11 protein-coding genes are annotated in these 13,385 nt (G+C 51.0%); 6 read left to right on the top strand and 5 right to left on the bottom strand.

Annotated features, from left to right (window positions below; translation table 11 throughout):
* Nucleotides 1-19: 19 nt before the first annotated feature.
* From HWX74_RS02770 to aroB, 4 genes are all read right to left on the bottom strand, one after another.
* Nucleotides 20-2,194, bottom strand: a complete 2,175-nt coding sequence (locus HWX74_RS02770) for a sodium:solute symporter (RefSeq protein ID WP_176012090.1) — start codon at nucleotides 2,192-2,194, stop codon at nucleotides 20-22.
* Between the two features lie 224 nt (nucleotides 2,195-2,418).
* Nucleotides 2,419-4,593, bottom strand: coding sequence for a sodium:solute symporter (locus HWX74_RS02775; RefSeq protein WP_176012091.1), 2,175 nt, complete (start codon nucleotides 4,591-4,593; stop codon nucleotides 2,419-2,421).
* Between the two features lie 43 nt (nucleotides 4,594-4,636).
* Nucleotides 4,637-5,755 carry a DNA-processing protein DprA gene (gene dprA, locus HWX74_RS02780; protein ID WP_176012092.1) on the bottom strand — a complete coding sequence of 373 codons (1,119 nt, stop codon included), beginning with the start codon at nucleotides 5,753-5,755 and terminating at the stop codon, nucleotides 4,637-4,639.
* A 13-nt stretch (nucleotides 5,756-5,768) separates the two neighbouring features.
* Complete coding sequence (gene aroB / locus HWX74_RS02785) at nucleotides 5,769-6,857, bottom strand: 3-dehydroquinate synthase (RefSeq protein WP_176012093.1); 1,089 nt, start codon at nucleotides 6,855-6,857, stop codon at nucleotides 5,769-5,771.
* Between the two features lie 232 nt (nucleotides 6,858-7,089).
* On the opposite strand from aroB, the gene HWX74_RS02790 reads away from it, so the two are divergent.
* On the top strand, nucleotides 7,090-8,424 hold the full coding sequence (locus HWX74_RS02790) for a glycine--tRNA ligase (protein ID WP_176012094.1): 1,335 nt from the start codon (nucleotides 7,090-7,092) through the stop codon (nucleotides 8,422-8,424).
* Between the two features lie 218 nt (nucleotides 8,425-8,642).
* Here HWX74_RS02790 and HWX74_RS02795 read toward each other — a convergent pair whose 3' ends face one another.
* Nucleotides 8,643-8,822 (bottom strand): hypothetical protein, encoded by a 180-nt coding sequence (locus tag HWX74_RS02795; protein WP_176012095.1) that lies wholly within the window; start codon nucleotides 8,820-8,822, stop codon nucleotides 8,643-8,645.
* 393 nt (nucleotides 8,823-9,215) lie between these two features.
* On the opposite strand from HWX74_RS02795, the gene HWX74_RS02800 reads away from it, so the two are divergent.
* The 5 genes from HWX74_RS02800 to HWX74_RS02820 all read left to right on the top strand — a co-directional run bounded on the left by HWX74_RS02800 (nucleotide 9,216) and on the right by HWX74_RS02820 (nucleotide 12,974).
* The gene (locus tag HWX74_RS02800) at nucleotides 9,216-9,515 is read left to right on the top strand and encodes a hypothetical protein (protein WP_176012096.1); all 300 of its coding nucleotides are present in this window, start codon (nucleotides 9,216-9,218) and stop codon (nucleotides 9,513-9,515) included.
* A 349-nt stretch (nucleotides 9,516-9,864) separates the two neighbouring features.
* Nucleotides 9,865-10,881 (top strand): IS110 family transposase, encoded by a 1,017-nt coding sequence (locus HWX74_RS02805; RefSeq protein ID WP_176014518.1) that lies wholly within the window; start codon nucleotides 9,865-9,867, stop codon nucleotides 10,879-10,881.
* A 553-nt stretch (nucleotides 10,882-11,434) separates the two neighbouring features.
* Nucleotides 11,435-11,803, top strand: a complete 369-nt coding sequence (locus HWX74_RS02810; protein WP_176012097.1) for a hypothetical protein — start codon at nucleotides 11,435-11,437, stop codon at nucleotides 11,801-11,803.
* Nucleotides 11,804-11,818: 15 nt separating this feature from the next.
* Entirely contained in the window at nucleotides 11,819-12,691 is an 873-nt protein-coding gene (locus HWX74_RS02815) for a HEAT repeat domain-containing protein (protein ID WP_176012098.1), read from the top strand.
* A 115-nt stretch (nucleotides 12,692-12,806) separates the two neighbouring features.
* Nucleotides 12,807-12,974, top strand: coding sequence for a hypothetical protein (locus tag HWX74_RS02820; protein ID WP_176012099.1), 168 nt, complete (start codon nucleotides 12,807-12,809; stop codon nucleotides 12,972-12,974).
* Nucleotides 12,975-13,385: the final 411 nt, after the last annotated feature.

Here is a 13,385-nt window from a genome sequence, read left to right on the forward strand (position 1 = left end):
CCGGGGCCCTCGCTCATTTTCAATCGGTGATGTCCTGATGCTCGCGGACCGTGCCGTCGTCGAGGTCGTTGTTGATCGACGGATTGGCTTCCCGCGCCAGCTTCATCTCCTTGAGTTTCCTGAACAGGCGGTACAAATCGCGGGAACTGCCCCAGCTGAACCAGACGGTAGTCACCGCGCCGACCACCAGGTTCATCGGCAGCGTGTAGTAGCACCACCAGTTGAACCACCCTTCCTCGCCCCACTGCCAGAAAGTCGTGTTGCAGATCAACTGGAAGAGGAACAGCAGGAAACCCCAGCCGGTCCACAACAGCACCGACCAGGCCAGAATGCGGTCGCCGCGGGTATATTCCGAGGTGATGCCGAGCAGGCTTTTCCATTCGAAAATTTTCTCCTTTTCGGCTTCGACCACTTCCTTGTCGGCATTTTCAGCCACGAAATGTTCGAGATTGTATTTGCCGCGATGCAGCATTTTGTCAAGGTTGAACGGCCGCTTGCAGGTCAGCAGCGACAGGATGATATAGCTGCTCAGGCAGATCAGAATCATCAGGAAGTAAATTTCGGTGCTGGTGACCGGGAATTTGATCGGGAATTTGTCCGGTCCGACTTCCCAACTGACGATCGGCAGCGCGTTGCCGATGCTTTCCAGCGACGAACGCAACCCTTCAAGCATACCCGGCGCATTTTCAAACAGGAACGGATAAATCGGATCTTCCCAGTAGGTTTGCAGCAGGAAGCCGCCGCAGCCGAGCACGCAGGAAAGAATCATCGCCGCATAAGCGCCGTAAACGGTGCCGCGTTTCCAGTAAAGACCGCCGATGATGCAGGCGCCGGCGCCGCCGAGGAAAATCGAACCGGTCATATTGAAGAACTGAATGATATAATCGACCTGTCCGAAGAAGAAACTGAACGTCCAGGCGAAAACAGCGATAAAAAAGATACCGCCTCGCAGCACCCATAACTGGGCGGTTGGACTGATCGGCGCATCATCGCCGACAATCACACTTCGAATCGGCAGGATGACGTCCTGGACCAGAATCGTGCCCCAGCTGTGCATATAGGTCGTGTCGGTACTGATCAGCAGGAAAAGCATCAGCGCCATGAAGAGACCGGTGATGCCGATCGGCAGGATGCTGCGCAGCGCCACCGGCACCAGCATCTGGTTGCGGATCGTCTCAGTGGTCGCCTGGCTGTCGAAATTGATCCGGTCAACCAGTTCGGTCTGGACGGCGTCGGCTTTCTCTTTGTATTTCGGATGGTGCATGAACGTATAAGCGCCGATCACCAGCAGCATCACCATCAGCGTCGTGAAACCGCCGCGCCACATGCCGAGCACGCCGGCCATCTTCTGTTCGTGCGGATTGGCCGCCGAACAGTAATAGCCCTGGTTGCCGAGCCAGGCGTTGCGGCCATAAACCGCCCCGAAAAGGCCGATCATCACATAGAGGATATTGAAAGAAGTCAATTTCCCGACGTTGAACGGATTGAAGAAACTCATCCCATCCGGCCGGTCCATCACCGCTTCTTTAATGTCGGAAATCGAAAAAAAGTAGAGGATGGTGATAACGACAATCGCGTAAATGACGTAACTGAACAACCCCTGGACGCAGTCGGTGACCATCGTCGTCAACTGGCCGCCCAGCAACACGATGATCAAGGCAAACGAAAGGAAACCGGCCATCAGCAGGCCGAACACCGGCCAGTTCATGCCGAAAAATTGGACATAATCCGGCAATTGGCAGTAGTACATCAGGAAACGGCCGCCGACCGCCGGAAACAGCGCATAATTCAGCAAACCGGACAGGAAGGCCAGAAAACCGGCCAGAATCCGGAAGCCGCGCGAATAGCGCATTTCAAAGAACTGGGCCATCGTCAACGCCCGCGTTTCCCGGTAGCGGTAAATGACGAACCCGGTCAAGGTCAGGAACAGGCCGAGAATCACGGCAAACTGCCCCCAGAAATCCAGCGCATAACCGGATTTATAGTTGTATTCGAAAAGTGCGACAACCGAAATCAACCCCATGCCGGCGGTACCGTCGGCGACGCTGAGCAGATAACGTCCCGCCACCCGCCCGGCGGCCAGAAAATCGGAAACGTTATTGACGTACTGCTGGGCTTTCAAGCCGATGATTACTACGACGATCAACGGGATGCCGACCATCATCCAGTCGATCCAGGTCATTGTCGCATGCACTTTTCACACCTTCCTTTCTCAATGATATTGATAATTCAATTACTTCAAAATATAGCCAAACTTACCTAATGTAAGAATTCGACCGCCAAATGCAAATCGCCAAAGCCAGATTTTCGTAAGAAAATTGGAAAAAACCGTGTAAACAACAGCAATCGATTTCCAGTCCGGCGACCGGAAATCGATTGCAGAGAAAAAGGCAGCTTCAGAGCGAAAGAGCGCACCGCTTAATCGGTGATATCCTGATGCTCGCGGACCGTGCCGTCGTCGAAATCGTCATTGATCGACGGATTGGCCTCCCGCGCCAGCTTCATCTCCTTGAGCTTCCTGAACAGGCGGTACAAATCGCGGGAACTGCCCCAGCTGAACCAGACGGTAGTCACCACGCCGACCACCAGATTCATCGGCAGCGTGTAGTAGCACCACCAGTTGAACCACCCTTCCTCGCCCCACTGCCAGAAGGTCGTGTTGCAGATCAACTGGAAGAGGAACAGCAGGAAGCCCCAACTAGTCCACAACAGCACCGACCAGGCCAGAATGCGGTCGCCGCGGGTGTATTCCGAAGTGATGCCAAGCAGGCTTTTCCATTCGAAAATTTTCTCCTTTTCGGCTTCGACCACTTCCTGATCGGCATTTTTGGCGACAAAGTGTTCGAGATTGTATTTGCCGCGATGCAGCATTTTGTCGAGGTTGAACGGCCGCTTGCAGGTCAGCAGCGACAGGATGATGTAGCTGCCCAGACAGATCAGAATCATCAGGAAATACATTTCGGTGCTGGTGATCGGGAATTTCATCGCGAACTTATCCGCCGATGTTTCCCAACTGACGATCGGCAGGACATTGCCGACCGTCTCCAGCGACGAGCGCAACCCCTCAAGCATACCCGGCGCATTCTCAAACAGGAACGGATAGATCGGCTCTTCCCAGTAAGTCTGCAGCAGGAAGCAGCCGCAACCCAGTACGCAGGAAAGAATCATCGCCGCATAAGCGCCGTAAACGGTGCCGCGTTTCCAGTAAAGACCGCCGATGATGCAGGCGCCGGCGCCGCCGAGGAAAATCGAACCGGTCATCGTAAAAAACATCAGAATATAATCGACCTGCCCGAAAAAGTAACTGAATGTCCAGGCGAAAGCGGCGATGAAAAAGATGCCGCCGCGCAGGATCCAGATCTGGGCAGTTGGACTGATCGGCGCATCATCGCCGACAATCACACTTCGAATCGGCAGGATGACGTCCTGAACCAGAATCGTGCCCCAGCTGTGCATATAGGTCGTGTCGGTACTGATCAGCAGGAAAAGCATCAGCGCCATGAAGAGACCGGTGATGCCGATCGGCAGGATGCTGCGCAGCGCCACCGGCACCAGCATCTGGTTGCGGATCGTCTCGGTGGTCGCCTCACTGTCGAAATTGATCCGGTCGACCAGTTCGGCCTGGACTGCGTCGGCTTTCTCTTTGTAGTTCGGATGGTGCATGAACGTATAGGCGCCGATCACCAGCAGCATGATCATCAAGGTCGTAAAACCGCCGCGCCAGGTGCCGAGCACGCCGGCCATCTTCTGTTCGTGCGGGTTGGAAGCCGAACAATAGTACGCCTGGCTGCCGAGCCAGGCGTTACGGCCATAGATGCCCCCAAAGATGCCGATCAAAATATAAAGGATGTTGAACGAGGTCAATTTCCCGACATTGAACGGATTGAAAAAGCTCATCCCCTCCGGCCGGCTCATCACCGCTTCCTTGATTTCGGTCAGCGAGAAGAAGTAGAGGATGGTGATGACGACAATCGCGTAAATGAAATAACTGAACAACCCCTGGACGCAGTCGGTGACCATCGTCGTCAACTGGCCGCCCAGCAACACGATGATCAAGGCAAACGAAAGGAAGCCGGCCATCAGCAGGCCGAACACCGACCAGTTCATGCCGAAAAATTGGACATAATCCGGCAACTGGCAGTAGTACATCAGGAAACGGCCGCCGACCGCCGGAAACAGCGCGTAATTCAGCAAACCGGACAGGAAGGCCAGGAAACCGGCCAGAATCCGGAAGCCGCGCGAATAGCGCATTTCAAAGAACTGGGCCATCGTCATGGCCCGCGTCTCCCGGTAGCGGTAAATGACGAACCCGGTCAAGGTCAGAAACAACGTGACGATGGCGCCGAACTGTCCCCAGAAATCCAGCGCATAACCGGATTTGTAATTGTATTCGAAAAGTGCGACAACTGAAATCAACCCCATGCCGGCGGTACCGTCGGCGACGCTGAGCAGATAACGTCCCGCCACCCGCCCGGCGGCCAGAAAATCGGAAACGTTATTGACGTACTGCTGGGCCTTCAAGCCGATGATTATTACAACGATCAACGGGATGCCGACCATCATCCAGTCAATCCAGGTCATTGTCGCATGCACTTTTCACACCTCCTTGTTTTTCAACTACTCTTGTTTGCTATTTTCAATTCGATTTTCTTATAGAATAATAGCGGCCCGGCAGTTGCACGACCAGGCCACTCATTTCCAATTCGATCAGCAACGGCAGCAACAGAGCCGAATCCAACTCGCAACCGATCACCAGTTGATCGAAATTGGACGTCCCGCTGTCCCGCAAAAAAGTGAGAATTTTCTGTTTTTTGCCGTCCGGACTGCCAGCCGGAAACGGCGAAGCGCCGGCGGACGGCGACGGCTGGTCAAACAGGTCCGGCTGGAGATTCAAATCCTCCAGGATATCGGTGAAGTGATCGAGCAGTCTGGCCCCCTCTTTGATCAACCGGTGGCACCCCAGCGCCTGCGGATTGTCGATATGGCCCGGCACCGCGAAGAGCGGTTTGCCCTGTTCATTGGCGATCCGGGCGGTGATCAGAGCGCCGGAATCCAACCCGGCCTCGACGACCAGCACCGCCCGACTCAAACCGGAAACAATCCGATTGCGCCGCGGGAAAGACTGGCGGCTGACCGGAAACAGCATCGGAAATTCACTGATGACCGCACCGCCGTTTTCGACGATCCGCCGGGCCAGCGGGACGTGTTCCTGCGGATGGACGCGGGCCAGGCCGCCGCCGAGCACGGCGACGGTGATGCCGCCGGCCTCCAGCGTCCGCAAATGCGCCGCGGCATCGACCCCGAACGCCAAGCCGCTGACCACCAGCCAGCCGGCCTGGACGGCTTGCTCGGCCAGCGCCTGAGTGCATTGCCGGCCGTAAGCGGACATCCGGCGGGAACCGACGATCGCCACCGCCCGGTCCCAATCCGGCGGCAACGAACCGCGGACATAGAGGCACAGCGGCGGATCATGGATGCCGCGCAGCAGTTCCGGGTAATCGTCATCGAACAACGTCGTGATACGGACGCCGGCCTGTTCGGCCAACGCCAATTCATCGGCCAGATTGATTTTCTGAACATGGCCGGCGATGTTGTCGGCCAGCGTGGCGCCGATGCCGCGCAATTTTTCCAGCGATTGGCGCGATTGCGCCAGGGCGGCGGCCGGGGAGCCGAAAGCCTCGACCAGCAATTGGTAACGGGCGTAACCGATGCCGGGAATCATATTCAGAACAATACAGCCGTCACGATCCGTCACTTTCCTTCCCCTCTCAAGACAACACTTTTAAAATTGTTTCGGCGGGAACTTCATCGCAAATCTCGGCCGAGCCGATCGCCGATGGCAAAATCAATTTCAAGCGTCCGGAAATATTTTTCTTGTCGCCGAGCATCGCCTGATAAATCGCCGGCGCCGTCAAGCCGGCCGGCAATTCGGTCGGCAGCCCCAGGCGGCGCAGCAGCCGACGCTGCTTTTCCACCGCTTCCGTCGGCAGCATACCCAACGCCGCCGCCAGCCGGGCCGCCAGGTCCATGCCGATCGCCACCGCCTCGCCATGACTGACCCGGAATCCGGTCTCCTTCTCGATGGCATGCCCGAACGTATGGCCGTAATTGAGCAGCGCCCGCCGGCCCTTCTCCCGTTCGTCCGCCACCACCACCGCGCCTTTCAATTCGCAGCAGCGGCGAATCAACGGCAGAAAAGCCGCCTCGTCGGCCGCCAGCAGCGCATCGGCCCGGTCGGCAATGTAATCGAATAAAACCGGATCGAACAGCACGGCGGTTTTCACCACTTCAGCCAGCCCGGCACGAATCTCCCGCCCGGGCAAACTTTTCAGAAACGCCGGGTCGATCAACACCAGCCTAGGCTGGTGAAAAGCGCCGATCAAGTTCTTGCCTTCCGGCAAATCGGCACCAGTTTTGCCGCCGACGCTGGAATCGACCATCGCCAGCAACGTCGTCGGAACTTGAATAAAATCGATCCCGCGCATGTAAACGGCGGCGGCAAAACCGGTCAGGTCGCCGGCAACCCCGCCTCCCAGCGCGAGCAGCAGCGAAGCGCGATCCAGCCGGCGGCGCGCCGCCTCCCGGCAGATCAGTTCGACCGCGGCAAAGGTTTTGTGCGCCTCGCCCGGCTCCAACCGGCAGACCGGCACCGCATCACGGCGGTTGGCGCCCAGGAAACGCTGCAGCGCCGCCAGCGGACCGGCGGCGGCAACATTGCGGTCGGTGACGACCAAAAGCGAGGCGGATTGTTCGACGGTCTGCCGCCAGGCGGCGATGGCGGGAACGGCGTCCAAAGGCCCGATTACGATCGAATAGGCGCGCTCGCCCAGACCGATGACAAGAGAGTGTTCATTCATCCCGTTGATATCCCCAGTATTTGCCGGCAACTAAAAGACCTGAAGTACAATTACAAACCGGATCAACATATTACCGAATCGGAAATTGTGCAAATGATTTTCGGGAAAAACCGATAAAAAACTGTGCTTTTCCGGTCGGAAAATTAGCAAAAATGCCGTTGGCGGGGTAAAATATTCCTTTCCTTGATAAATTACGGTAATTTCACGACATAAAAACAGGATGCAGAAAAAAATGAGCGAAGAATGCAAGAACCAGGAACGGATGGATAAGATCGTCAGTTTGTGCAAGCGGCGCGGTTTTATTTTTCCCAGTTCGGAAATTTACGGCGGGATCAACGGCTTCTGGGATTACGGCCCCTACGGATCCCGGATGAAACGGGCGATCGAAGCGTTGTGGTGGCACGAGATGGTCGAAACCCGCGACAACGTCGAAGGACTGGATTCGACGATCATCTGTCACCCGCAGGTCTGGAAAGCCTCCGGCCATCTCGATCAGTTCAGCGACCTGATGACCGACTGCAAGCACTGCAAGATGCGGCACCGCGTCGACCAGATGCCGGATCCGACGACCTGCCCGAACTGCGGCTCGCAAGACTTGACCGAACCGCGGGAATTCAATCTGATGATGAAAACCTACGTCGGACCGGTGTTCGACGACGAACATGTCGCCTATCTGCGGGCGGAAACCTGCCAGCCGATTTTCGTCGACTTCCAGCAGGTGCGCATCGCGACCCGCCAGAAACTGCCGTTCGGCATCGCCCAGATCGGCAAAGCGTTCCGCAACGAAATCAATCCGCGCAACTTCACGTTCCGCTCGCGGGAATTCACCCAGATGGAGATGGAATTCTTCTGCGACGGCGAACAGGGCATGGAATGGTTCGAATACTGGAAGGAGCAGCGCATCAAGTATTACCGGGAAAAATTACAGTTCAAGGATGACTTTTTCCGGATTTACGTGCATGAAAAACTGGCGCATTACGCCAAGGCGGCGATCGACATCGAAGTCAAGTTCCCGTTCGGCTGGGGCGAACTCGAAGGCGTGCACCATCGCGGCACCTGGGATTTGTCGCGCCACTCGGAGTATTCCGGCCAGGATTTGCAGTATGTCGATCACGACAACAACCGAAAAATCATGCCGACGGTCATCGAGACCTCGGTGGGGCTGGACCGGACGCTGCTGGCGATCCTGAGCAACGCCTACGACGAGGATTCCGCCGCGACGAAAAAAGAAGGCATGGACGAGGATATCCGCGTCGTGCTCCACCTGCCGCCGCTGGTGGCGCCGGTTCAACTGGCGGTGCTGCCGCAATCGAAAAAACTCAGCGAGAATGCCGAGAAGCTTTACCGGGACCTCAACCGTCATTTCCGCTGCGAATACGATGTCACCGGCAGCATCGGCAAGCGCTATCGGCGTCAGGACGAGATCGGTACGCCGTTCTGCCTGACCTTCGATTTCGATTCGCTCAATGACAACGCGGTGACGATCCGCGACCGTGACACCATGCTGCAGGACCGCATCAATATCACCCGGCTGCGCGACTACCTCGAGGAAAAAATCGGTTTGTAACGATTGTTCCATTCTCCCGCTGCGATGGCGTTTTCCGCCATCGCAGTTTTTTATTGCTTCCGCGTAAAAAAACACCGGCGGTGCCAGTATGATGCCGAACGGCTTCCACCAGAATGCGGCATGAAACTTTCACCTTGAGATCGTTATTTCTCCCTATTTCTTGCAAAGCCCTCTTCCCCCGTTGTTGTTCAGTAAATCGGAAACAGCTCTCAAAGCGACTATTCCACAGTGATGACTTCCACTGCGCTCCACTGCAGCAGCTCCTGACCTGGACAAGCACTTGAAAAGCGACATAAATTTTTCTGGTATTCCGTCGAACAATGGCGCCGATATGCATCAGGTATAAGCGGATGCCGCCGCAAGCAGTCCCGGCAGATTTCGTTCCGATCAACAGTCATGCCCGAAACCGTTCCATGCGAATATATACCAGACTTGAGAACAGAAACCGGAACCGGTTTGCCGTAAAATCGTGACAACTCGTCCGATCAGCAAAGAAATTGAGTGCAGCTCCTTGATCCGTTTTCCCATCTCTCCGGATTGTGTTTGTCAAATTATGCAGAATTGAAAAATCATGGATTATTTAATAAAATTACCATTAAAAAAAATTCCACCTTTCCACCACACGTAATCGCCTGGCGGGAGTCGTCAACAAACCGTTATTGATGTCCCGGAAGCCCAATCATTCATTTATAATTCTCAATTCGCCTTGCAAAAAGGGCAAACAGTGGTATCTATACGAAAGAACTGAATTGTACATATTCAAAACCGGATTGAAAGGAAACCATCCCGGCTTGAATATTGGAACGGTCAATCTGTACATCCATGGTTACGACCAATACAGCCGCTTGCATAAAGTGACTACCACGGCCGGTGCTTTCAATTATACTTTTGTATCAAAAAGCCGTCCCTTCATCCATAAGTCATCCGGTAATTATAGCTTCATTGATGATCCGGCCGGCAGCCGCAAGTCGGCCGGTCCGGCTGGAACCAACTGGACCTATATCACCAACAATCTCAACCAATATTCGGCATTGAACAAAGCCGGAACTGTTCAGAACCCGACCTATGACAAGGATATGGAAAGCTATTGAACAGGCAAATGCAGCAAGGCCGGGAATTACGGGATTTATTTAGAAAATGTTGCAGTGTATATTAAAAGGAGATGGTATGATAAATAACTGACGTTCGCGGAATCAGCTTTCTGCGTGTAATTTATGGCGATTAACTTACACGTTTGGAAGCGGACAGGTTGCAGACTGAATGTTTCAATGAGGCGCATCAGAAACGATGACGACCCCGGAAAGGAGATTAGTCAGATCTGTAAACCAGAGCGCCACCGTAGAGAGCGACTGATTAATCGACTACTCTGTATGGGAGGATGGTGAGGCCGTGACAGCAGTTCCGCTTCGATTCGTGAAAAACGAATGGAGGCAGAGAATGATGACAAGTTTTGTTGGAGTGGATTTGCACCGGAACAATTTTACTTATTGCATCCGGGTAAATGGGGAAGAACGGAAAATCGGCAAGTGTGAGATTACCGAACTGAAGGGCTTTGCCGCAATGCTCGGTCCGAACACGGCGATGGCGGTGGAGGCGACCGGAAATACGTTCATGTTTTGCAGCTCGCTGAAAGCTCATGTCGGGCGACTGGTGGTGGTGAATCCATCACAGTTCAAAGTCATCAGCATGTCCACCAAAAAGACGGACAAACATGACGCAAAAGTGTTGGCGGAGTTCCTGGAAAAGGATATGCTTCCGGAGGTAAGAGTGAAAGACGATTTGCAGGCGAAAATTTCAAGTCTGACGCAGACCAGGGAAAAACTGGTTCAGTTGCGTACCGTATTGAAAAACAAAGTCAACAATCTGTTAGCAGCTAACTTCATCGTGCTGAAACGGGAAGAACTGTCCACGGAGAAAGGGCTTTTGAAAGCATTGAGTTATCACTTCGACCCGATCACCGACACGGAAATGCTGGTGGTTGTCGAACAGATTCGCAGTCTGAACAAAAGCATTGAAAAACTGGATAAGGCGATTGAGGATCACGGCAGCAAGATGGACGGCTTCGACAACCTGAAATCCATCAAGGGAATCGGCTCGAAAGGTGCGGCGATCCTGTTGGCAACCATCGGCAATATCGCTGATTTCCGATCGGCAAAGCAGTTGGCCGCTTATATCGGAATCGTCCCCAGAGTGAGCAATTCAAATGACACGGTTTGCCACGGAAGAATCACGAAGAGCGGCAGCAAGATCGCCAGAACCGCTTTGGTGCAATGCGCTTTGATCGCCAAACGCTACAGCCCGTATCTCAATGCCTTTCATGAATCGGTAAAAAGTCGGCGGGGAGGTGCGAAAGCCAATATCGCCTTGGCTCGCAAATTCCTCGATATCGTGTATAGAACATTAAAAAACAATTGGATGTTTGAGAATTTTACTCAATTCAAGCTCGTAAAAAATTGAGTTTTTCTCGACATCGAAGTGGAAATTTATCATGGGAGTATGATATGCGCAACTTTATTATATACATATTCTTTGATTATATCATTCTCATTGGCTTAATAGTTGCGGTTTCATTATTGGTGTGCCATTCTGTAAATAATGGGTTGGAACTTAAGGTAATTGCGGCAACAACCCTATTTATTACGCCAGGGTGGATATTGTTGAGCTGTTGTAATAAAATGACATTTTTTAAAAATTATATGGGTTATCATCCTATTTCTATCAAACAAATAAAGAAAAAAATTGATAAAAATAAAGAATATTTCCAATTCTCTTACGTTTTTATTTGGGGGATCCATATATTATTAACCATTATTTTAGGGTGCATAACTGTTATTTTTGTTTTTTTATATTTCCAACTAGTCTCCCAATATATACAGTTGGCGCAATCTTAATGACATTAATATACTTTTATCGTATTATTTATTTTTATTATGTGTATGGTTATAAATTTCATAAATCATTGGGAAATAAATTTACTGTAAATAATTTTGTCTCTAAGAGCACAAAAGCATTGCGTCAATGTGATATTGTTCTCTCACAAGAAATTGGCAAATATTATTTTTCACAAAAATTAGATTATAAAAATGGTTATCGCTGGTTTTTCTTAACGTGGTTTTCTGCCAAAACACCAATTCCTGATGAATTACAACAATATATAGATTCACGGGATAAAGCATTGATAAGTTTATTTCGACCTGATCCCAATGCGGAAGATCCTTTGGAAAAAGCTCTTTTTCCGTTGTGGGCATATATTTACTGGACGCTTATCGGTAACGACGATGACGTAAGAGAAAAATATTATCAGGAAGCCGCAAAAATCGGATTTGATGATACGCAATGGCAATTATTTTGCCCGAAACAGATATCTGCAACAGCATAAATAAAGGGTGGAAAAATGAAACGCGTTTTATGGTTTCCCATGGGATTATGTCTATTATTGTGTGATATTGCTCATGCAGATAAATTACCTGAATCTAAGACTGATCTTCCCATAATAACAATTACTTCTTTACCTGAAAATGTCAAGCTTATCGTCGGAATGACCGACGATAAGGCTTACCTGCCTCGCGTTCAAGCCATACATGCACTGGGTAGAAATCTGCCGCAGGACCAGATTGATGCTTTCTATAATTTTCTCTTTCAAAAGCTTGAAGATCAGGAACTGCCGGATCTGGAGTTCAACGGCTTGAAAAATGAATTGACCTGGGCATTGATCTGGCAGGAGAGAGTTCCCAAAGAGCTAGCCAAACATCTCGATACCATGTTCCGGGATAAATCCTATGATGTGACTTGGCGGGATTACTGCGTCCAATTTTTCGGCAAGTATTATCGTTACGTCGGAGAAGCCGACCGCAAAATCCTGAAAGCCGGGCTGGAAGAAGCCTTGAACGAATGGCAGAACCGGATCGCCGGAACTGCCGGTTATATGCTCTGGCAGATGTCCGACTATCCCGGATTCGACAAGCAGGCGATCATGGACAGGATTGTCGAAGTATTGAATCAGCCGGATTGTTCCAATGCTTCCAAATTACCCTTGCTGCAAGCCTGCGGAGAAGCCGGAGACAAACGCGCCTTGCCGCAGGCCCGGGAGCTGATGAAAACCAGCAAAGACATTATGCTCCGAGCGTCAGCCATCGCCGCCGTCGGTTATTTGGGCGACGCCACGGACATTCCCTGTCTCGAAAACCTGAGTAAGCAAACCGATCCCCGCGTACAAAAACCGGCCCAAGCCGCTTTAGAGAAAATCAATCTCAGAAGTAAAGAATGACTGTCTTGAATCTCAGAACTGTCAATCTGTATACCTATACCGGTACGGCCGCTGGAATATCGACAATTATTACAATGAAAATAGAAGTAGCAAACAAGTAATATGAAGGCAGTAAATGAAAAAATTTGGTTTTACGGAAATCGTGATTATTAACACTTTCGTTTTTGCAGCGATAGTAGGGACTATTATTCTTTCAGTTACAACGATGTCCATGATGCATGATATCATAAAAGGTAAAGAACAAATATTAAATAATTATAATCAAAATGAAAATGCAATATAAATAACTCCGCAATACGTTTTGTATGAATCAAAGTCATTAGTTGAAGCAATTTTTTATTCATCAATCTTTTATTTATGTATATTTATTTTATCAATAGTATCGCTTATAATTAATGTAATTACGATTTATAATCAGAGAAAAATAATTCATAACTTTAATAAAAATAATTTATCAAGATAAATGAATAATAATAACAACAAATGCAGTTATATACTCAATAGACAAACCTGTTTGTTTTTATAAAAGATATGTGAGCTTGTCATGATGGACAAATATGATGCCAATCCGATAGCAGAAGCCGCTCTATTCGAGCGGCGCAAACAAGTATCATTTATATCGAAGTAGTAAAGGTTGTAATTATGCAAAAATCGATTCTCTTGCCGGAGAGTATCCCGAGAAGCTCATACAAAG

Source organism: Victivallis sp. Marseille-Q1083 (genome assembly GCF_903645315.1).
Taxonomy (GTDB): Bacteria; Verrucomicrobiota; Lentisphaeria; order Victivallales; family Victivallaceae; genus UMGS1518.